This window comes from Vibrio sp. TBV020 (assembly GCF_046056895.1).
Lineage (GTDB): Bacteria > Pseudomonadota > Gammaproteobacteria > Enterobacterales > Vibrionaceae > Vibrio.
On sequence record NZ_JBEEAQ010000003.1, the window covers coordinates 1957407 to 1978752 of the forward strand.

Sequence of the window (21346 nt, forward strand, 5' to 3'; positions counted from 1 at the left end):
GGTTCTCTGTCTTATGAATTATCACTTTCTTCGTTCAATTGGCTGAGGTTTTGACACTCCTCTAGCCATTCGAACAGCTCCGCTATGCTGAGTCGTCTGAGCTCTTCGAGGGAGATGCCTCCACAGAACTTGGAAATAGCAAGACAGACTTGGCGGCAAACTGCGGGATCGGCAACAAAAAACAGTCATACGCCTTTTGCAACTGAAGATAGTCGTACTGCGCCAAGCTACCGATGAAGTCGCGGGTTGTATTGGTTAGGTTGGCAAATAGATGCGCTTCATGTTCAGCGTTATCATCAAGCATATTACCTTCAACGATGATACGACTCTGCTTCTGAGCCAGGATGACATCATTCGTCTCAGGAGGTCGCATTGTTAAATTCGCTTGTGGTGAACCATCAAGCTCTTTAGGTACCTGCAATGAAATTTTAATTGGTTGATACATGTTTCTTCCTTAAATGCCTAACGCTGAGTTGATGCCTTCACGCAAGTTCACACCGCCCACGCGGTTAATGCCTGATAGCAAGTCGATGTAAACCAGTTCTGCCCCACCTTGCTCGATGCTGTATGTCGTCCAAGTGATCTTACATGGCATCTCTGCGACTTTTTTACGCTCGAGCTCACCCATATCAAGACCAATAACTCGGCCAGTCACTTTAACGACAAACTTCTCAACACCCATTGAGCTTTGCAGAGCAGAACGAAAGACAAATTGTTTCTCCTGTCCGTTTGTTAGGCCGAACAGTTTAATGGTCTCAGCGTTTGGCTCAGCAATGGTCACTTCAAGATCTTCAGTCTCAACAACCCCCATATCGAGTTTAATCGCGCCAACCATACCGCCGGCAATATACTCTTCGACCACTTGATTCAGTGGAGGTAATTTTACTTTGGGCACCAAGCCCAACATTCCGCGGCCATCTTGGTACCAGACGTAATCCGCGAGAACTTTTGGAGGTCTACGTTCCATGATTGTTCCTTACTCAAAGATTACGTCAGCGTAATCATTAACGAAGTGGCTCGTCACAGTAATGTTTTGTGCGATACCAGGAGGGGTAAAGTCGTAATCGACATAAAAGTTACCCGCAATGATTGATTCCGGTGGGTTCAAATCCGGGTCAGCCCAAGCGCCACCGCCATATAAGTGACCAGCACGAACTTCGGCATTTAAGCCGTTCTGAATTGAATCCGTAACATCTTCAACAAATGTGGCGAGAATCTTACGGTCACGCGCCCATTTCAGGCTTGAGGTGATCATGTCCAAAATCATGTCGTTGACGCGGACATGCGAGTTGAATTGCCATTTTGGGTCATCACTGCAGCTTAGGTTGCCCCAGCTGCGATAACCATCATCAAGAATAACCGTAGTAATCTGATTTTCGTTCAGCAGGTGCGCCATGCAGTTGGTATCACCATCTACATAGTCAATTGGAATTTCAGTTCCTAACGTGCCGTTAACTTTTCGGTTAGAGATTGAAGCGCTGTACCCATCATTTGGATCTTGGTCTTTCTGAATCTCTAAACCGAGCATGAAGGAACTCATGGGAACAAGACGACCATGCGCATTTTTCATGCGTGGCCAGAAAAGCTCTAAACGCTTATCACCCCATAACTGGCGATAGGCAACAGCTTCTTCGTAAGTAGTACCCGGGCATTCTCCAAATACCTTACAACGTAGTCGCGTTGCAATCGGTAGCAGTTTGGTCAGCACCGATTGATTGCTTAAATAACCAGGCACATGAAGTAAACGAGGGCGTTTCCCTGTTACCGCCTGAACATCCAAAATGGCTTCAATACCCGACTTCTCACCGGTTACTGGATCTACGCCACCAATGATATTTGCGATAGTTGCCGCTTCATCGGCCCCTTCTTCAACTCGAATCACGCAGATAGCACAGCGCTTTTGATCATAAACCGCGGTCAATGCATCGAATAGTGTCCCTTTGGCATCTCCGACCATATCAAGCTTGGCAAGTTTGTGGACGTTACCAGCAATCAATACTGGCTTTTTATATGGATAGGTTGCTGGATCAGCATCAGGGGCAGTACCAACAACCACAGCAAAGGATGTGTCCGCCATTTGCATTGGACGAACGCCACTGTTGTCAGTATTTCCAAAGATGCCATGTTTAAATTGTGATGACATGGTGTGTTCCTTTGTTGATAGAACTCACCTTCAGCGGCATCGTTTAAATTAGTTTATGGGTTTAGAGCAAGAAAAACAGGGGCTAGTTTTCTGGTGGTGTTGGCCATGGGTTTTCGGTTTTAATTTTCTGTTTAGCTGAAAGGGCTTGCTGCTTCAACTGAAGCGCCTCAGCTTCTTTCCCTTCGTCCATTAAATCCATAGCTTCCATTTTTAATGGGTCACACATTTGCGAATACAAAGTGCGGCGCTTATCGTCAACTTGATTGTATTCAAAAATGTGTTGATTGCTTTCGTTTGTCACCCAAGCACCATTACTCCATTCATCAAATGGTGTTTTTGGCTCAACGGATGTCCAACCATCAGGAATAGATCCTAACTTCTCTACTGGCTTAAACTTGGTACAATCTGATTCATCAAAGATCATCTTTCCAACATGGTCTTCAATATACTCAGTGCCAATTGGCAAATCGTTATCCAGCACCACAATGACCTTAAAGCCATCTTTCTTAGGCTTGGGCTCAACCTTTAATGCACTGCGTGGAATGTGGTATTGACCGGCGCGACACTGTGCTTTAATCGCTTTGTGGTCAACCACCTTTGTTTCTTTATCCCAAAGCCAATAATGTTTATCTGACATGCTCACCTCTAAACAAAGACGATTTTGTTTTCAATGGTTGTTACGGGCTGGTTTTGGTTTGCGGTTGGAACCTGCCTAGAAGCATCAATCGAAATTGATGGTGAAACTGAAGACGCCCCTGCCGATGTAGTTGCATTGGCAAAATGTGCAGTACCACCTATACGAGCCAGTACGCCAGTCGCACCACTAAACATCCAACCATTATTGGTAGAAAAACTACCAGTAATATTTCGAATTGCATCACCATGCGTTTGGTTTAGTTGGTAACTAGCACCATCCGCTGTACGAACATAACGGCCAAGAATGTCACGAGTATTGATGATTGCCGCGTCACCAACACCAGAAACCAATTCAGGCCAACGAGCAGCCAAACGCCAATACATTTTTGCGTTCAAATCCACTTCGTTCTCAAGAACGGCTTCTTCGGGAATAGTATCTGATAACCACCCTGACATTTGACCAGGTGTGTTACCCGTGTATGGCACCCACCACCAAGGCTCTGGCGCATTAGGCCATTGTTCATGTCGGTTTAATGGGTTGGTAGGGTCTTTCCCTTTACAGGTCAGGTTAGGGCCTGCATACATTTGCCAGACTTTAACTTCACCATTTGATTCTGTCGTACACGTTTCACCGGTTTTATATGTCCGTTTAGCGTCATATGCATGAAACTGACTATTCGATATAAAACCTGACAGTTGATCATCCACGTACTTACGAGTAGCCGTAACGATCGCTGGGTCAATCATCACAATAGGTTCCAACGAAGTTACAGCAAACGTCATCTCGATAAAGATGTCGTTGACCTCACCGCCATTGTTACTGCCTGACAAGATCGGAATACGAACGGTATTGCCTACGGCATGCAGATAACTATTCCCATCAAAAGTAGCGACCGCTGCAAATTCTCGTACAGCAATATCTACAATATTATCTGGAATCTTGGCCCACACTTTTAGCTGAGGGACACCATCTGGCTCTGATGGGGTAATTTTCTCCATACCAGTGACTGGTATGCGAGTTATCTCATTAACAAGCGTGGTCTGTGTTCGTGAAGGCTGAACATAAACATCATTCGCATCGCCGATTGCTATATGAGTGAAATTGATCGGTTTGTTATTCAGCTTACCGTTAATCTCGGCATTCTCACCTGTAAGAGTAAGAATGGAACCGTAACTGAGTTCAGATTCTGGAATACTCATGTTATCTCCAAAGGTAATGCTCCAGAGCGAATAATCATACCAAGTCGCATAAAGCACACATTGTTGCTATTCACTGAGCTCGTAATATTCTCTGTTCGCCAAGGGCCGCTGCGAACTATCATACCCATTCGGCTGAGTACGCTGTTCTTTACAGGATTATTGACCTGGCTTGTGATTGAAATGCTCTCAAGGTGAGAGCGAGTATTCTTCGCGTTGTTGACCGCTTTGAATATCTGGGGAACCGTGTTCTCATCGATGTCTGAATTACGTGCCTGTAAATTAACTCGGAAAAAACCGGGGCGTAGTTTTACTTTATCTTCAAACCACTCTGTGACACTTAGACCATCTTGACGAATCGACTCAATGCTCTTATCCAGTGCGTATCGAGTTCCTTTGTAAATATGAATCTCGATTGCTGCAGCAATAACATCACGCTTTGTTTTTTCGTCCCAGTTTTCATCCCAATCATCAACGCTCATCTCCCACGCCAGATATGGCAGCAAGTCCGCTCGACATTTGTATGGGTCCAAAAAGTCTTTGATATCACGCTCAATGAGAGCGATTTCTTCAAAGAAAATCTGTTCCATAACCCGTTCTAGCGGTGATGCAGAAGGTGGTAATTTGCTAACGAACTCAGGCTGACTCAACGGGAACCCCTTTTTGACGAACCACTATTCCGGTGCAATATGGCGCCTCAGATATCCCACATACGATCTTGGTTGAAGGAGATACGATATCCACATCTTCAACTGGCTGAAAGCTCACCATATTCTCGCTGTCGTCTTTCTGTACATGAGCAGCTGCATCAATCAATGACAACGATACATTGCGAGCTAATCGGTGCGTTTCATCCGCCAAGCTTCTCAAACGCTTACTAGCCACGGCCAGAGTTTCACTTTCACCAGGACCATTTGGCAGGTCTAGTTCCACTTCAATGCTGTATTCTTTTATGGTCGCTGAAAGCACCGACAACTCATCATTAAGTGGACGTTTAGTTTTGGTGCTGACGTACTCGAAAACTTTCTGGCGGAGCACTTCAGATGCTGTACCATCGCCTGTTCTACTTAAGATGTACAACACCACTTTAAAACCATCAGGGCTGTGAACTTTAGCATCAAGTACATCTTCATCTGCAGCAAGCGCATGAAAGATATAAGCACCATCTGGTCCCGCCGTAGAAAACCCTTCTGGTGCCATCTGAACCCGTCGACGAAACTCTTCTTCCGTTTCGTTCTCAAATTTTTCAACTGGTCGCCAATCCGCAAGACGTTGCAAATTGGTTCCGGTCGCATAAGCAACCATGTTTTCGAGTGAGATATCTTGAAATTCTTGTCTAGCCCGGGTTACTTCTTCAGACATGGAAGAAAAAGCATTGTAGATAGGATCGCCCACTTTCGGTACCGAGACCTGAGATAGCTCTGCGTAACGCTTTAACATCCGTTCACGAATAAAACGCGCATCGAGTAACTTAACCACTTCAGGAGGTGGTAACTGCGAAATCTCTATCTGGCTCATAAACTCAACCCTGAGATTTCAACCACAGAACCATCAAATAACAGCTCAATTTCCATCGATAACGTCACTTGATTTTCTCCATGCACTAACCACGATTTCACCAGTTTTAACTCGTCATTGAATCCGTTTGGAGGGTGAGACAAAGCGTCCGCGACATCGGCATAGATGTCAATCTCTAGCTCTGGTGTGATTTTCTTGTCCACCCTACTTGGTAAGTTGGAGCCATACGGTCTATCTAGCGGCAACGATCCTCTACGAGTTTTGAAGCATCGTTGAATACGTTGCGTCAGTTCTTCAACACCCTCAATCAACAATCCGGTTTTTTCATGTAATCCAACAGCCATAATTCCCTACTGTTTCTGATTTACTTTGCCAACCACAGGGTCACCATGAGGATGATCATGTCCGTTATAAATTTCCCGATCTGCAGCCATAGAGCGAACACCATCTGAAATATCACCCGTTGTTTTCTGACTGCCGTCATGTTCTATATCACCAATCATCTTGATTTTAGGTGACTTCAACATGATTTCATTCTTCGCTTCGAGGCTAACCTTACCGTTAATAAAGCCCGACAAAACGTGTTGTTCCATGTCGTACTGAAGCCAAGTTCCGTCAGGAAACTCTCGGTAAAACAAATTGAGATCATCTTTCGGCTGATCGTTACTTTCCTGATTTAAACTCCCGAGAATAACACCACCTTGAGTATCGAACTCTTTAACAACTACAACCTGCTCTCCCACCTGTAGAGGAGCAAAATCTTTTACATTACCAGCATGACCAACATTCGCAGGTATCAAATCCGTTTCAAGTTCTGGTGTGTATTGCACGACATAGCGTAACGGTTTGGCTTGAACCTCTTTAATGGTTCCAATTTGGATCATCTGAGAGATTCGCCGTACTAGCTGCGCCTGAGTAAACTCACTCATTGTTTTCGCCATCCAAATCAGAGATAACTAAATAATCATCTTTATGCGCTTCACCAATATTTGGTGGTAGGCTGACATGAATTTCAGTAGGCACTTCAGAAGGTCCTTCTGGCAACCAATCAACCTCACCACCGAAATCATAAGGGCCAGCCACACATTCACAGATAAACCAGCCGTCGGGTACCTCTTGCTGCTGAGAGGTAATCACCTTCTGAATGGAGATATTGCCTGCGACAGACGAGGAACAAAACAAACGCCAATCTTTTAGAAATGCGAGTTCAGCGTTCTCGACGTCAATGCCTTTCGATTGTTGGCCACAATAAATACGACCAATAGCCATAAAGTTCATGCGTGTGTTGTAGACATCACCTAGAGGACTTTCGCCGGTGTACACTAAGGTCAAAACCCCTGGACGCAATTCTTCATTTTGGTATGCAGCACGTTCTTGCCAATTACGAGTAACTGTTCGCTCAGGGCTGTGTTTTTTAAATGCAGCCTCAATACTATTCATGATGTCACCAGGGGTAGGTTGAGTCATACCAAGCTCCTACATTTTAAAGCCCGCAGCTTTCATTCCAGCGGCGACAGAGCGCTGTAAAATCTGCGCAACCTTATCTTGAGTTTGTTCTGCAGCACGATCGTAAAAATCATTAGCAGCAGTGCCGTTTCTAGCGATTGAACGCGCAATCATAAAGGCCAGGTCTCGCTGATCATGTTTGGGATTATTTGGTTGAATCCTTTTAACTCTCACCCAATCCAAAACTGACTGAATCGGTGGAATACCTTGAGGGCCGGTCTCGTTAACAACAAAAGCGTTGTACCGCAGAGAACTGGTGATCATACGTTGCAGTTCCCCAACCTTCCGGCTTTTGATTGAGTGCGTTAGCGTTGTTTCAGCTTTGGGAGCCTCTTCTCTTGCTTCTCGAGAGACCAATGAACCCGCGGTGCTAATTCCTGCCTTTAAATGCTTGTTCAATGCATCTGGAGCAGTTCTGAATGCTTCGTCCAATGCGGACGTATGAAGTTCAACACTTAACTCACGCATTGTTTACTTGCCTTTCGAAAAGCGTCATCAATTGCTCATGGACCGCAGCTGGCGTTCCGTTTTTCGCTTCACCACCAATACTATTGCGTACAGAGACCGTTTTGCTGAGTTGATGAATGGCTATGTATTTCACTGCTTCTGCCATACAGCGGAGCAACAACAAAGGTTCGTCTTGCACATCGATGTTTATCGTTTCGTTCACTATTTTCCGACAAGCATAGTAGGTGTAAGAGAAGTCTCGCCCACAGCTCATAACAACAGAATCAGCAGGGAAATGTGAGAGCTGAATCCACTTCGTATCACTGTCATCATCAACAACCGACAGCCTAGGCAAATTGCGTGGGTAACCAACATCCCAAGGCTGTTTTGCTCGTTGGCTTTGTCCATAGAGAACGTTGCGAACACGAATCAAACCAACCGGTGCTTTGTATAGCAGTTGATTGGTCATAAGAGTAAATGTGGCTATTTTAATTTGCGGGCGATAACGGCTGAAGTCCGCCAGAGCGATCTCTATGATTTGCAGTTCGAGACCTTCAAGCAATTCTGCGCTGTCTTTCAATGCCTTCTGTAACTTGGTTGTTAATTCAGTTACGTTCACATTCCACCTCTTACTTTCCAAGAAGCTATCCCGACAACAAACAGCAAAATGACCCAGATAAGATCACGGTTATATTGAGACTTCACTGAGGCGCCAGAAATAGCCTGCTCCAAAGGAATAAGGCGCTTAAGCGTTTCGTCAGATACCTTTTGTATCCGGCGAACAGTGCTTTCTAGATTGTTGTGTTTGGTCTGCAGTTCTACCATTTGCCTCATTAGCTCGGTTTGCTGCTGCATGCATTCACGCATCTCACTACGAAATGCGTGAAACTCTGTTTGAGAGACAGGGCTACCGGACATCTGCCCCTCCACGTAGTTTGGAGGCGACACTGCCTAAAACTCCTGCAGGTATTACACCCGAGGAAACTTGTTTATCCTGGGAGCGCTTATGGATATTTAGACCAAGTACAGTCAAAGCAACAGAGAATAAGCCAGTTAGTTTTGCCGCCCCTGTAAACGCTGCTTCTGTATGCTCGGGATGAATGAGCATTAACAATGCGATACCAAAAAACAAGGATGTCCACGCAGCACAAACGGCATACCCAAAGGTCGGACGCCAACGACGTACATATGAATCTTCACTATCCAGTTCCGCTTTCATGAGTTTGTGTTGCTCAGTGAGAGCCAGTTTTCGTTCAGCACTTTCTAGTTCGGCATGTTGGTAGGCAAGTTCACGCAAGCGAATACGCTCATCACTTTCCATCTGCTTAATTTTCAACAATGCATCTGGGTTGCTTTTAAGCTCGGCCTCAATCGCCTCTGGTGTATTTTCAACACCCAGCGTATGCGCTACAAGCGCCCCAACACTGCCGCCTACAGGTCCACCAATCAACCCACCTACCAATGGCGCTGCGCTAGCGATCATGGACTTAACTTTATCCCACATAGTGGCTCCTTAGTTGGTACCGTCATCAATGACGGTACCAACCATTAACTTATTGTTCAGCAATAGCTTTTAACTTAGCTAGCGCATCTTGAATCGCTTTCAGTTTTAACTCGTTGTCGCCAGCGGCCAAAAGCTCAACTTGCAGTTCGCTTTCGTCTTTACCTTCCAAAGACTGCGCATACTTCTGAGGGTCAAATTCACGATCTTCTTTACGCGTTGCGAGCGTGTCAGTGATCTCTTTGAGCAGTGTTTTACGTTTGCCGTCTGATTGTTCCAGCTCTGCTAAACGTTCAAGTTCGTCGTCTTCGAACGAGGAAAAGAAAGGCTTGATGTCTTCGATGCTTTTTTCTAGCAACTCAGAGAACACGGCATCTTGAAAAGCACCGGCATCAGCTTTGTTTGGATTTTCAAAATGAATGATTGGTAAGCGAGCTGCAGTATTGGGCTGCACGACCGTTGTACCGAAATATTTCGGCGTAATGCCAAAGTTGATGTACAGAACTATGATTTGACGGTTGGTTTCCGGTGCTGCCGAAACAAAGCGAGCATCGACTTCACGCGTCTCACCAGGTTGAACAGAGCGGCCACCAATGTTGACGGTTTGTTTTTCGTTGTTTGTAAACGCAGTCATGACAGGCATGATAATTCACCTTCTTAAGTTAGGAAAAAGCCCCCATGACTCAATTCAAAGTAAGGGGGCAGGGCTCGCACTATCGGCCAGTGGCTGAATAGAACAGTACGCTGGTAAAGCGGTTACGAATTGGTTTAGGACAGTGAATTGCGTTGTACTCTTCACCATAGGCTTCTTTGCCACCTTTGAGCTGGCCATTTGCATCACGCGCTTCTTGCATTTCGCTAAGGGTGAATGGCTTAACCACGGTGTAGGTCAATGCGCCTTTCTGTCCCATGATGATACGTTCATCACCCAGGTGTGTTGCCGGTGCATTGGTTGAGAACGCTGGCAATGACTTGACCATTTCCAGATCACCTTGAGATGTGGTGTCGGTACCACTGCGCTTCATAGAGGCAACAAACGTTTCTGCGTTGGTACAGGTATCGTTCAGAGTGTTCGACATCAGTAGGAAGTCTGGAGTAACAAAGCGGTCATCTTTCATAATCGCTTTACGACGGCCAATTGCCTGCAGCAGCTTGTTGTAGTGTTTCTCTGGTGCCATGCCATCTGGAATATCACTGTCTACTTTGACAATGTTGGTTGCGTAGCTATAGGTAATTGAAGCATTGGTAGCTGTTACTGACTTCAATTCGCCAGCCTCATCAACGAGAACCAACTTACCTAGGTTGTACGACTGAACCACGTAATAAGTGCCTGCCGGTTGCTTACCAGAGCCGTCGAACGGCTGAACCTGTTGACCATCAATTGTTAGCGTAATTGGGTTCTCTGGCGCACCAACAGTATTGCCTTGCAAGTCGTATTGTTGATGCGGCGCCACAATCGGGAATTGAGCCGTTTTGATGATGTACGCGCCCTGCAACTGTGCAGCGATGTCTTCATCATTTGCCTTTGCAGCTAGGTGTGAATCGGCTACGCGCTGCATGGTGTTGACGATGCGACGAGCAACCAGCTCTTTAATAATGCGGCTAGCCGTAGCAACATTACGCCCCCAAGCGTCCCAGTTAATGGTGGAAGACTTGGAAAAATGCATGAGCTCGTTCGAAACTTCAAACGCCACTTTCATTGGCAGAACGTAAGCCAAGTCCATACGCTGCGAGTTTTTCACTTTTGGAATGGTGTTGTGCTCAAACACAATACCATCCCCCATGATCGCCGACACATCACGGTTCTCATACGGGATATTAGTGGTTGCTGAGGCGCTAAAGTCGGTTAGCGTTTGCACCAGCTGAAGAACATTGAGATCAGACAGTGCTTCACGAATCACTTCACGTTGAACCGATACTGGTAACTCAGTATCTGAAATGACGTTTGCCCCACCCTGACCTGTCAGCGCTAAACGCTCTGCATGAATTTGGCGGTGGTGAAGGCGATCAAACTCAGCTAGGACCTGGCGCGCAAAGACTGGCAGTTCTTTTTCTTCCGTTAGGTTGAGTTGGCCTAAGGAATAAGTATTGGTGTTACGCAGAGCTGAGTGAATTTGTGATTGCAGTTGTAGACTTTCGCGCTGTTGGTCTGGCGTTTGTGTCACAGAGCCAGCAACATGGCCAAAGCCCATCTCACCCAACTGCACTGATACCATCTTTTGATTGCCGTGGCTGATTTGGTTTTCAGCAAGTTTGGTCACTTGCTCCTCGGTCATCTCAGTGGTGATCAAGTCTTTGGCTTCTTTCAGCTCTTTTTTGATGTCGTCGCTCAGCCCTTCGGCGTTATCGATCGCATCAGTGAAGATTTTCACTCTCGCTTCAAGCTTTTGTAGTTGCTCGGCTTGTGCCGTTGCCGTTTTAGTCGCTTGCTCACCAAGAATACGAACTACGTCTTCTTCAGTCAGTGAGCCGCCAGTTAAGTTGATAACAGGAGTGTCGGTAGTGCCAGATGCTGACAGCAACTTAGCTGTATCAAGTACCTGGTCGCTTAACGATTTAGCTTTCTCTTCTTCACTGACACCATTTAGAGAATCGGTTAGGAGTTTGACCATTGCAGTGTGTTGCTCTGCTGTCAGTTTTAAACCTTTTAGCTGCTTTTCAAACAGCGCAATAAGTTGTTTCCACATGGTTTGACGTTCCTCGGAAAATTTATTAGCTAAAGACTCGGAAAGATAAGTTGGGCAATCGTGAAGACTGGCTTCACTGAGTTCGATTTTGTCTAAGTTCTTGATGCACGGTCTGGTGACTAGACCTGCCCCAAGAAGCGTTGGACCAAACTGTTGGTATTGGCCATCTTGTCCGGCCTCATTGCTGACATAGTTAGGATGAATTTCAGCAGATAAGTATTTAAAGCCATCTTTAGTGACCTTATTAATGCCGAGTTCGTACCACTCCACCTCTGCTCGTAAACGACCGCGGTCGGTAAACAGGCGTCTTACCACAGCCCCAGCCCCATCTTCAGGTTTATGGGCTATATCAATATTAATCTCCTGACCAAAAACTCCTTCATTGAAGTTCTTGATCATGGAATCAAACATCTGCTGGGTCAGTTCAAACTCGCCATAGCGCGGATCATAAAATGTGCCGGTTCGGGTAATTGTGACGATGCTACGTTTATTTGAGGTATCCACCTTTACGGCATCGGAAAGCAGGTGAATCACACCTTGAGGTGTTGAAGAGGAAAGCGCCAGTACAACACTAGCTGCGAGGTGAGATTTAAACATGAGATTTCCTTTGCCTATAAACGAAAAAAGCCCCTGATGAATCAGGGGCTCGGTCGCCAATTACAGGCAGTGTGGAACAAGGTTATAACCGTTTGGAGGGTATTTACTGTTAGAACGACCTTACATTTTCATACCATAACTTAGAAATTGCGTGATGCAGAAGATGTCCAGTAAGAACAATGGTGATAGAAACAATTACTTTTGTGTACCACATGGAATACCATGGGGCTTCAGTTTTAAAGAGAAACTTCTTTTTTTCCATAAAGACGCTGTGGTACTCGACCGTTCCAGCCTGATCTATAACAGGTATAAACGCCCAATATATTACCACTAGCGCTAACGGCCAAACCCTCAAAAACCTATCACTTTGCTCCCACCTTGAATAACCCAAACTAAACCCGTGAACAAAGTAAAAATAAACGCAATACAAGCCAAAGATAAACAACGCACTCAAGGTACCAATAAGGGTTACTTTGAATGGCGCGCCTATTTTCATTGCGAATATTAATATCGCCCCAACAACAATCCCAGCAAATATCATTGCCGGATCTTCTCTTCTACTCATAAGCAACCTCTCAAGTACTGTTCATTTACACAGCCAAGTTACTAGCACCAAAGGACTAGTACACATACAAACTTTTGAATTTGTTATGTTGCACTCAAAATCATATGCAACAGAAATGATTTACAATCGAAAAACAAAGAAGGTGCGTACACCTCATATTTAGCTCTTTTTGGGGAATTGCCGGATTCTGAGCCGGATAGCAGACTTTACTATTATGGGAGTAAGACCAACTGCGCATTTTCTGCAAGTCAAGGATTGAACCGTACGTTGTATTTAACATAGAATCATCTCAATTCAGATGTGGCCATAACCTTTGGTCAGAAAATTTTATAGTCAGTGGTGAAGTATCAATATGAGTGATCATTTAAGCCGACAGAAAGTCTTTAGTATTTCTTACGACATGGAAGAAACTACCAACCATAGCATCGATGCCGAAGTCTTGGGGCAAAGCCTTGTTAGCCTTGCCAAGGTTATCCGTCAATCAGACAAGATCCTTAACGGTGAAAACTCTGAAGTTAAAGTTGAAGTTAAAGCACACCGTGAAGGTTCTTTCACTGTAGATCTAGTTACTTGGTACCAGGCAGGCGGTGCTGACGTACTAAATTTGCTAGGTTTTTCTGCAGCGGGCTTCGCAGCTGCATCAGGAACAGCCTTTGGAATTATCAAACAAATCCAATCTAAAAAAATAAAAGCCAAAGTAACAGAGAATGGTAATTCAACTCTTGTGCTAGACGACGAAAGCACTGTCGAGTGTTCTACTCAGATAGCCAAGTTGGTCTCTGATAAGCTGATTCGACAAGAATTAGCAAGCGTAATTCGTGACCCAATCGCCAATAAAGCTGGTGCAAAATTTGTCATTAAAGACGAAAATAGTGAAGTGTTAGACTCACTTGAAAGTGAAGATGCGCTCAGCTTCAAAAGCTTGCCAAGAAAAACACTAGAAGAGGTTGAAGAAGTAATCGAGCAGCAGACTATCACATTCTCGCAAGTAAATTTTGAGGGGCCGACAGGATGGCGCTGCGATCTTCCTAATGGAAACAATGTTTCTGTTAGAATGAGACATGAAGCTTTCCGTCATCGCGTTAACCAAGGATATGAAAGTTTTGCGAAGGGTGAACCCTATATCGTGCGTTTACTCGAAAAAAATGTGACGAAACCAAATCAGCCTACTCGTACAACTTACTATATTGAGGAAGTTATTCGCCAGGTAGGTACCGGAAGAGGATAGATAATGCAAATCGAGGTTCAAATGTACCTCCACATCATAGTCGTTGTGGGGGTGATACTATCAACCCCATACATCTTTAGGGTGTTTGCGTTGCTAGGTAAATATATTGGTATGAAGCTCTACCCCACTACAACTGTAGAGCTAGAATACAAGGGGGCCGACGGGCTGTTACAAACAAAAATAGTAAAGCTTGATGACGACGATGAGCTTGTACAAGCTCTGATCAAGCTGAAGGAGAAGCAATGAATATAGAAGCGACTCCGACTAGCAAGAAAAAATCTCAAGGTACTACTGCTGCAGCACTAGGAGGCGTAGGTGGGCTATCTAGTATTTTAATTGCTTTTGCCAGTATCGAGTACAAAAATAGCGAGTATCTCATTGCTATTACTTCAACAATTCCGTTTGTAGTAAGTATTGCAGTCGGCTTGCTTGAATACCTCTTCTCGTATATTGGAGCGCGAAACAAGGCTGAGCTTCAAATTGACGCTAAACTTTCGCGAAAGCTTAAAAACGTTGAGAAGTATATTGACAAGACTCGTAAGAGTATTGAAAAGAACAAAAAATTGAGCATAGATACCGCTGCAGAAGAAGCTAATTTAGCAGCTCTTATCAATCAACAAAGAGAGATCCAGCTGGCCCATCTAAATGTCGAGGATGTCACTGTACAACCTGTCTCCAAACCTAAGTAAAAAAGCGCCTGGCTAGCCAGGCGTTTCTTCATATTAAAAGAATCACCGTAAAACACCTACAAACTATGTACCTCTTTAAGAGATAGATTGAGAGCACGAGCGCATTTTAAAACCTTAAGATTATGCATACAGTCGAGCATATGTAGTATCTGTTGTAGAGATTTTATTTGAACGCTGACCAAAGTAAGGAGCTCGCAAATGAGTAAGTTTTTAACATTCAAGTCGCTACACACAGAAGAGCCAATCACTATTAACGCAAATCACGTTGTAACCGTTGAGCCAGCAGCTGAAGGAGAGTGCTTTATTCGCTTATCAACAGACAAAGTAATTACTGTTGAAGCCGACTTTGAAACACTATCAACCAGTTTAGAGCATATATAATCAGATAACTTTAACAGGCCTGATGCTACATCAGGCTTTTTTATGAATCGGTACTTTTACCCAGCGCTTGCAGCGACACAATGCCTCACCTTCGATTAATTTCACACAACGTGAACGGATAATTCCTTCACTATCACAGATTCGATGACCACAGATGCAGGTAACCTCACTGACTTTCTGGGTTTGGGTGTTAGCTTGTGACTGATAAGCGGTCGCAGTATTCATTGTTGTTGGCTCCTAGCTATTGGCATTTTGCCTTTTAATATCACTGACGTAGCCATTATATCTATTTATACGTGGAAAACAGGGGGCAAGTTATTCACAGGCTTGCAGTATCAACCCCTTTACGCTTTAGTGCAGGCTCCAGGTGTTTCCATGGCGTTGCGATCATCCCCTTAGTTAAATGCCCTTGGCGAAGAGCCGAAACTTTCTTATCGTGACCGAGTACTGCTTTCTGTAACTCTTTACTCTGGCTCTTAAGCCAATCTAAGTGATTGGTTTGCCCGGCTCTATCCTCATCTGATACCTCATCAATAAACACCACTTGTTCATAACTAAGTGTATTGGGATGCGCTGGCCATGGACTTTTACCCTGAGGATAAACCCCTTCTCCTAACCCATATAAATTTGCTTTGGCGTGCATATCGCAGATATCTCTTTTCGGATGATTGGGGCTAAGTTTGAACTTGGTACCAACAACAAACTCATCTTCAAATGCCGAGTTCTGGAACGCCACTCCATGAGCACGGTTTATTTCAGTGCGCATTACTCGCTTAATTTGATGGTATGGAGCGCCTTGATCATCGATCAGTGCATCTTTCATTTTTTTGTTTATCGCAGACCCGCTCGCCATATTCATTTGTTGAGTGATATTGAGCGGTACCGCTTCCGCCCTTTGTTGGAACTCTTGAGCGGCATCAGCTGCGGAGTTACCCAAAATGACCGCACGTTCTACCGCTTGAATTAGCTGCTCTTTTGCATTTCGGTGTACGCGCCAAAGGCGATCACTAAGTTGTAAACCATCTTTCTGTTTCATCGTCCGCACCGCTAACACCGCAGAGTCAATGGACTGCGATACCCTCTCAACAGGAATACTGGTAGAGAACGTATTGCCACCGTTCTTAGCTGCTTCAACAATATATCCCTCAATCATATGCGATTGAGTTTGATTGATTTGGTTAAGAATCTCTTCAATTTGCCTAGTTAGCACTTGCAACTGGGAAAGACGAACTGCCCCAGTTTCATTGGCAGAATTAGTGACTAGTTGCTGAATTTCTACCAGCGCAGAACGATACAATACTGTCAGCTCTTTCATAGCCAGAGAATCAAGCTCATTCGTCGCGCTTTGTGCAGATTTCATAGTACGACGAATCGTTGCCTTAATTTGAGTCCGTTGGTTATCGGCCATTACATTTATCCGTTGCTGATAGAGGTGGCACTTTCGCCTTTCGGCTGATTATTTGGGGTAATGCTGACTTTCGGCTTTTGCTTTTCGTCGTCTTCGTCGTCTTCGTCGTCCAGCTCGTTATGCTCAGGATATGGGTCTTTGCTGTTAGCTTCTTCTTCTCGCATCGCTTCGGCACGTTGCACGTCTACTCCTGCAGATTCCCAAGCAAGTTTACGTGGCATACCAAGCGCCTGATATTTCAATGCCAGGTCTGCGCGTTGGTTCTTACTGTCTGTCATGCGTTCCACAAACTGAATTTGGAACTGGAAAGAGTCGGGGTTTAATCCGGCCAGTAAAAGCTGCAACTTAAAACCGTCTTCATAGGCATAAGCCAAGGCGTCTTGCAGGGCGTCGATTTCTTCGTAGTAGTCGCGTTTTAAATCTTCCAATACATCCCGGGCTAAACCATCAACGTAACCAAATAGCCCTTTTGGTGCAGGAGCTCCAGAAAAGAAAGCATCGACCAGTAGCGTGATATCCGCTATTTGCTCCATGTTGGCATCACCGCCAACCGCACTCACTGTCAGCTTATTCCCATAAAAATCTGTCGCAATTTCTCCCGATTGTCCTTCGACACGCTCTCTATATTCTTCCAGTGCTTTTTGATCGGCGCCATCGAGAGAGTGAGCTAATTTCTGCGGAGCTCGAGTACGACGCCTAATGACAAGATCCTCTTCCGTCATAATAAGCTTTTGCCAGATGCTTCGCGACGCATCAAGATAGGGTCTCCCCATGCATCCCATGTCATCATAGTTGTCCGGGTCTAATCGACTAACGGTAAGTTGCCATAACGGGAATGTACACAACTCCTGATAAGTGAGCGGGTCCACCTGACGGAATGCTTGTTTCACGTTCTTGAACCGACCCGACTGGTCAACGATAGGTATAATCGTTTCTGTTGGCATGCGGATAGAACTAGTTACCTGGCTGAGTTCGTTCACCACCCACTGCAATGGTAAATTTCCTTCTTTGGCCAAGCCCGAAGCATCGCTCATTAGTTTACTGCGATTGTTAAGTTGCAGTCTTAACATAAACTGCTGCCAAAGCTTGTTTACTCTGGCGCTTTCTTTGCCTATCCAGTGCAGTTTCAGTCCACCTTTAGTCGCATCCCTAGCAATGCGACGATGAATTTTTTTTACCCTAGGGTCGATACGGTCCATATGACGGAGCATAACAATTGAAGCTCTAAGGTTGGGGTCTATCTGCATTTGTTCATACAAATACTGTACCGAGCGTTCAGGATCCGCAATATGACCTTTCTCTGAGGTTTTCTCACCCTGGTGATTCCCTGAGGTATTAGGCGCAGAAGGAAGAGGTCTACCTCTAATTGCTAGCCATGCGTTTTTAATTCGGCTCATGTAAAGTTCCTTAATAAATCTAAGCTACTTGGTGCTCCCAAGAGTTGATCGCGGGTCTTATGGTTGATGGTGATAATACTTGGCACGGGTGCTGCTCCTTGTGTAACTAGAGCCCAATGACTTGCCATATGCGCATCAAAAAGGTCATCTCCAATCGACTTTTTCACCATTTGATAACTGCTATAACTCCCCGCTTTCACCGGGGACGGTTTGATATTTTTGATTTGCCTAGGTAAGTTGACGTAGTCCTCTACGGCAGGGTCGGCTTCCCTATCGTCAACATAAGGCAACACCATTTGACGATTGTGATAGGCGCTTCGAAGTGATTGCGCCATTTGGTGTTTGGCCATGCCTTCAAATCGTAATGGTGAAAAAGCCCATTCAGGCCAGGTGGAAGCCGTACTTTCACCATCGCCAATTGCACGACGGTCTATTTGCGTTAAACCCTCAGCAAATAGATCATCGTTAACCTGCGTTATTAACCCTATTCCAAAGGCGTCGCCTATTGCATAGTCGGGTCTGAAATAACGCCAAAATCCCACGATATCTTTTCTAATAACGCTCTCATCGGTGCTTGGGTGCCAAGTTTTAGCGAAGATGACTATAGAAAAATTACCTACTTGTTCTTCGACAACTAGCGAGGAACGAGAGGAGGCTAGGTTTTCACCGTGACCAGTGTGGTCATATCCAAATGCGAGCACGCCGCGTTTTTTGTAAAAAGTGAATGGGTCTGGTTCAGAGGGCTCTAATCCAATCTTGGCACCCACCTGAATTGCATAACGGATGTACTTTTCCCAAATGAGGTTCTTGGCTGCTACGTTAATACACAGTAACTGACGAATATATTCATCTTCTGGGAGCTGCTTTCGCATCGACATGATGAACTCTTCATTGAGAATCCCAAGTTCTATTCCTAAATAACAGTCCACAGTTGGCAAACAGTGGTACTCGCCAGAATCAATCATCCCGCTAAGTACATCAGCACCTTTAAACACACCTGTAATTCTAATTTGGGGATTATTGATTGCTGATTTGCTCGCCCCAAGTCGCCTGCTTGAACCCATCATTAGCAGGAAACGTCCATACAATCGATCCGAGTCGAGGTCATCTACTTCCTCTAAGGATGCCCAAGTCAAATCACCACCATCAACGTTGGCCATGATGCCGTAAGCTCGAGCTTTTGAACGATTGGCAAACTCGTAATAAGTATCAGCCAGCTGTTTTCGACCTTGCTTGTAAGCTACATAGCCGCTCAAGATGTCAGAGCGGCGAATCGCATCAAGGTGATAACTCAGGTTGACGAGAGACTGCGCTTCTCGCGGAGCAACGATACCGCCTTCTTGGTCGCAATGAATAGCATTGTGCTCGAGTAAGTACATTTCTTTAACGGCGGTTTTACCCGTTCGGCGACAGCTGTTATCGACGGTATTGAGATTTTGGTCCATCTCCTCCATTTTGAGCAGTTGCATTGGATCTAGCTCAACATTATGAACGTGCTTATGCCACATCCCATGGTTGCCTGCATAACGCTGAATCTCCCGTTCGGCTCGGCTTTGAATTTCAACCCGCTCCTTCGCAGATATACGGTCAGCCATTATTCGACTTCTCCATCGATATAATCAGCGTCTTCCGCCATGTGTTCCTGATTGTGTTCTATCAAAATTTCGTCATTTCGGATTCGCTTACGGGAGTTGGCTATCATCTCTCGTAAACCAGACATCTGTTCTTTCATCTGACGTTGATACTCAAGGGCAGATTCTCTTTCATCTTCATTTTCTAGAGTTCGCCCCATCTCTAAACCTTGATCAACCTGAACTTTAGGAGTCATGTTTAAATCCGACATCGACAGGTTGTTTTTGCTCAACATCTCAAGCATTGGCTTCAACAATGGGTGCGCTTTTACTTCTTCAATCGTCTCAAGGTTTCCTTGCTCATTTTTGTACTGACCAATATGGAAGCCGCCATCTTTATCGAAGTCATAAACAGGGTTCCTCAGCGCCACACCGTCCGACACTATGGTTTGCATCATGTCCTGAAATATTGCTGCCATGTTCGCTTGGTTAATGGCGTGCATTTCAGTGAGCTTACTGGGGTCATTCGACTGAAATGCGATCAAATGCTGCATCATTAATTCAGTTCGCTTTATACAAGCAGGCTGAGTAGCGCAGTAAGCATGGTCGACGTCACAGGTTGCACATTGAGGGTACTTACCTGGTCGAGCGGGGAAAAACAAAGCGGTTTTTGCGTTTGCACCATGTTTTAAAGCGTTGAAGCGACTAACACCTCTATCGCTAACGGCCTGCAGATTTGCAGAGGACTTGGCTTTACCTTCGGGAGTTTTAGGGCCTGTTGCTGAGAGAACCGCACAGAACTGACCAACCTCCCAGGGAACTTGCTGAACTTCTTTTTGGCATCCATCACAAATCGCATAATAACGAAATGGGTGAGCGCGAATGGGCTCATCTTCAACGCGAGAAGGTTCGCTCCTGAAAGTGTAGTTACAAGAGCTGCACTTAAATGTGACCATGGCTTTAGGTTGTTTATGCTCATTCATAGGCGTATTTCGCACGTTTTTTCGCGCAAAAAGGAGGGACCATATTCATTGAGCAATTTAACGGCTAAGTTGATCCGCGTTTGGGAAGCTGTCTGGCCTGTCCATATCAACAGATGATGGGAAATTTTGTCTTTAGGTACACCGGCATGAAGAAGATTAAACATTAGCATTCGCTTAAGGTGGTTGTTCCAAAAGTTAAAACTTGGAACATAAATACGAAGTGTTTTTCTTTGAGGGGTATAGGCGGCGTTATATAGCGTTTGCCATATATAACGATATTGCTCAGAACTTGATGCGTAATAAATCTCAAACCAGGGTTTAGATAGACGTTGAGCATCAAGCCAATGCTCAAACTCTTCGGCACTCATCGCATTGTGTTTATCAGACATTCGTGCAACGTTTATTCGCAATCGATGCCCTGTTCGTAAAGACTCCAACCCCCGCCACAACTCCAAAAACTTTAAAGCCCCCACCTCTCGCTGAATCTCAGACCAATGCGCTGGAAGTTCCAAACACTCAAACGCAGCTTCAAGTTCATGAGCGCTTAATGAAAGTTCTAATTTGGTGCAGTTATCTAGGTACCGTCCCCCCTCTCTGAGGGTGTGCCTTTCTCTATGCCGAGCCCCCACCCCTTGGTGAGTTACCTGATGATCACTGAGTACATGTAGGTATTTTGAAATTAAGCTGCGCATTCTCTAATCCTTTATGAAAACTGGTTCCAGTAAACACAAAGGCTCGAGCACCACAGTAAGTTGATGAGCTGCGCATTCTGTTAGTATGTGCAGCTAGTGATAGGTATCACATTGACGGGTTTGGTCGTTTCGAAGGTGAGTTCTCATAGCTCCCACAATCGTCCGTCAACATCCAGTATACCTGAGTTTAGAAAATAAGT

Annotated in this window: 27 protein-coding genes; 4 read left to right on the forward strand and 23 right to left on the reverse strand. The window is 45.1% G+C overall.

Annotated features, from left to right (window positions below; translation table 11 throughout):
* Window positions 1-82 precede the first annotated feature (82 nt).
* From AAFX28_RS17030 to AAFX28_RS17110, 17 genes are all read right to left on the reverse strand, one after another.
* Window positions 83-445, reverse strand: a complete 363-nt coding sequence (locus AAFX28_RS17030) for a phage tail assembly protein (RefSeq protein WP_408689398.1) — start codon at window positions 443-445, stop codon at window positions 83-85.
* Between the two features lie 9 nt (window positions 446-454).
* Entirely contained in the window at window positions 455-967 is a 513-nt protein-coding gene (locus tag AAFX28_RS17035) for a phage major tail tube protein (RefSeq protein ID WP_408689400.1), read from the reverse strand.
* 9 nt (window positions 968-976) lie between these two features.
* Entirely contained in the window at window positions 977-2143 is a 1167-nt protein-coding gene (locus AAFX28_RS17040; protein ID WP_408689402.1) for a phage tail sheath C-terminal domain-containing protein, read from the reverse strand.
* 82 nt (window positions 2144-2225) lie between these two features.
* Entirely contained in the window at window positions 2226-2780 is a 555-nt protein-coding gene (locus AAFX28_RS17045) for a hypothetical protein (protein WP_408689404.1), read from the reverse strand.
* Window positions 2781-2788: 8 nt separating this feature from the next.
* Window positions 2789-3979 (reverse strand): phage tail protein, encoded by a 1191-nt coding sequence (locus tag AAFX28_RS17050; protein ID WP_408689406.1) that lies wholly within the window; start codon window positions 3977-3979, stop codon window positions 2789-2791.
* On the reverse strand, window positions 3976-4626 hold the full coding sequence (locus tag AAFX28_RS17055) for a phage tail protein I (RefSeq protein ID WP_408689408.1): 651 nt from the start codon (window positions 4624-4626) through the stop codon (window positions 3976-3978). The genes AAFX28_RS17050 and AAFX28_RS17055 overlap by 4 nt, the downstream gene beginning before the upstream one ends.
* A complete protein-coding gene (locus AAFX28_RS17060; protein WP_408689410.1) occupies window positions 4613-5494 on the reverse strand; it encodes a baseplate J/gp47 family protein in 882 nt (293 codons plus the stop codon). Before AAFX28_RS17060 ends, AAFX28_RS17055 begins: the two co-directional genes overlap by 14 nt.
* The gene (locus tag AAFX28_RS17065; RefSeq protein WP_408689412.1) at window positions 5491-5838 is read right to left on the reverse strand and encodes a dTDP-glucose pyrophosphorylase; all 348 of its coding nucleotides are present in this window, start codon (window positions 5836-5838) and stop codon (window positions 5491-5493) included. Before AAFX28_RS17065 ends, AAFX28_RS17060 begins: the two co-directional genes overlap by 4 nt.
* A 6-nt stretch (window positions 5839-5844) precedes the next feature.
* Entirely contained in the window at window positions 5845-6423 is a 579-nt protein-coding gene (locus AAFX28_RS17070) for a phage baseplate assembly protein V (RefSeq protein WP_408689414.1), read from the reverse strand.
* The gene (locus tag AAFX28_RS17075; RefSeq protein WP_408689415.1) at window positions 6416-6961 is read right to left on the reverse strand and encodes a hypothetical protein; all 546 of its coding nucleotides are present in this window, start codon (window positions 6959-6961) and stop codon (window positions 6416-6418) included. Before AAFX28_RS17075 ends, AAFX28_RS17070 begins: the two co-directional genes overlap by 8 nt.
* A 9-nt stretch (window positions 6962-6970) precedes the next feature.
* On the reverse strand, window positions 6971-7468 hold the full coding sequence (locus AAFX28_RS17080) for a hypothetical protein (RefSeq protein WP_408689416.1): 498 nt from the start codon (window positions 7466-7468) through the stop codon (window positions 6971-6973).
* Complete coding sequence (locus tag AAFX28_RS17085) at window positions 7461-8066, reverse strand: hypothetical protein (RefSeq protein WP_408689418.1); 606 nt, start codon at window positions 8064-8066, stop codon at window positions 7461-7463. Before AAFX28_RS17085 ends, AAFX28_RS17080 begins: the two co-directional genes overlap by 8 nt.
* Entirely contained in the window at window positions 8063-8365 is a 303-nt protein-coding gene (locus AAFX28_RS17090; protein ID WP_124940045.1) for a chromosome partitioning protein ParA, read from the reverse strand. Before AAFX28_RS17090 ends, AAFX28_RS17085 begins: the two co-directional genes overlap by 4 nt.
* Window positions 8355-8951 carry a 3TM-type holin gene (locus tag AAFX28_RS17095; RefSeq protein WP_408689420.1) on the reverse strand — a complete coding sequence of 199 codons (597 nt, stop codon included), beginning with the start codon at window positions 8949-8951 and terminating at the stop codon, window positions 8355-8357. Before AAFX28_RS17095 ends, AAFX28_RS17090 begins: the two co-directional genes overlap by 11 nt.
* A 49-nt stretch (window positions 8952-9000) precedes the next feature.
* Complete coding sequence (locus AAFX28_RS17100; RefSeq protein ID WP_408689421.1) at window positions 9001-9591, reverse strand: ABC transporter ATPase; 591 nt, start codon at window positions 9589-9591, stop codon at window positions 9001-9003.
* 70 nt (window positions 9592-9661) lie between these two features.
* Window positions 9662-12232, reverse strand: coding sequence for a hypothetical protein (locus AAFX28_RS17105; RefSeq protein WP_408689422.1), 2571 nt, complete (start codon window positions 12230-12232; stop codon window positions 9662-9664).
* Window positions 12233-12341: 109 nt separating this feature from the next.
* The gene (locus AAFX28_RS17110) at window positions 12342-12797 is read right to left on the reverse strand and encodes a hypothetical protein (RefSeq protein ID WP_408689424.1); all 456 of its coding nucleotides are present in this window, start codon (window positions 12795-12797) and stop codon (window positions 12342-12344) included.
* Between the two features lie 352 nt (window positions 12798-13149).
* Between AAFX28_RS17110 and AAFX28_RS17115 the strand changes: the two genes are divergently transcribed.
* The 4 genes from AAFX28_RS17115 (at window position 13150) to AAFX28_RS17130 (ending at window position 15095) form a co-directional block, all read left to right on the forward strand.
* Window positions 13150-14025: a hypothetical protein gene (locus tag AAFX28_RS17115; protein ID WP_408689425.1), complete on the forward strand. Its 876-nt coding sequence runs from the start codon at window positions 13150-13152 to the stop codon at window positions 14023-14025.
* Window positions 14026-14028: 3 nt separating this feature from the next.
* Entirely contained in the window at window positions 14029-14271 is a 243-nt protein-coding gene (locus tag AAFX28_RS17120) for a hypothetical protein (protein ID WP_408689427.1), read from the forward strand.
* Complete coding sequence (locus AAFX28_RS17125) at window positions 14268-14714, forward strand: hypothetical protein (RefSeq protein ID WP_408689428.1); 447 nt, start codon at window positions 14268-14270, stop codon at window positions 14712-14714. Before AAFX28_RS17120 ends, AAFX28_RS17125 begins: the two co-directional genes overlap by 4 nt.
* Window positions 14715-14912: 198 nt before the next feature.
* Entirely contained in the window at window positions 14913-15095 is a 183-nt protein-coding gene (locus AAFX28_RS17130; RefSeq protein WP_408689429.1) for a hypothetical protein, read from the forward strand.
* A gap of 30 nt (window positions 15096-15125) precedes the next feature.
* Here the strand turns inward: AAFX28_RS17130 and AAFX28_RS17135 are convergent, their stop codons facing one another.
* The 6 genes from AAFX28_RS17135 to AAFX28_RS17160 all read right to left on the reverse strand — a co-directional run bounded on the left by AAFX28_RS17135 (window position 15126) and on the right by AAFX28_RS17160 (window position 21146).
* Complete coding sequence (locus AAFX28_RS17135; RefSeq protein ID WP_408689431.1) at window positions 15126-15320, reverse strand: hypothetical protein; 195 nt, start codon at window positions 15318-15320, stop codon at window positions 15126-15128.
* A gap of 94 nt (window positions 15321-15414) precedes the next feature.
* Entirely contained in the window at window positions 15415-16503 is a 1089-nt protein-coding gene (locus AAFX28_RS17140) for a hypothetical protein (protein WP_408689433.1), read from the reverse strand.
* 5 nt (window positions 16504-16508) lie between these two features.
* Window positions 16509-17900, reverse strand: a complete 1392-nt coding sequence (locus AAFX28_RS17145) for a hypothetical protein (RefSeq protein ID WP_408689434.1) — start codon at window positions 17898-17900, stop codon at window positions 16509-16511.
* Entirely contained in the window at window positions 17897-19495 is a 1599-nt protein-coding gene (locus tag AAFX28_RS17150; RefSeq protein WP_408689436.1) for a hypothetical protein, read from the reverse strand. Before AAFX28_RS17150 ends, AAFX28_RS17145 begins: the two co-directional genes overlap by 4 nt.
* Window positions 19495-20454, reverse strand: coding sequence for a hypothetical protein (locus AAFX28_RS17155; protein ID WP_408689437.1), 960 nt, complete (start codon window positions 20452-20454; stop codon window positions 19495-19497). The genes AAFX28_RS17150 and AAFX28_RS17155 overlap by 1 nt, the downstream gene beginning before the upstream one ends.
* On the reverse strand, window positions 20451-21146 hold the full coding sequence (locus AAFX28_RS17160) for a hypothetical protein (RefSeq protein ID WP_408689438.1): 696 nt from the start codon (window positions 21144-21146) through the stop codon (window positions 20451-20453). The genes AAFX28_RS17155 and AAFX28_RS17160 overlap by 4 nt, the downstream gene beginning before the upstream one ends.
* Window positions 21147-21346: the final 200 nt, after the last annotated feature.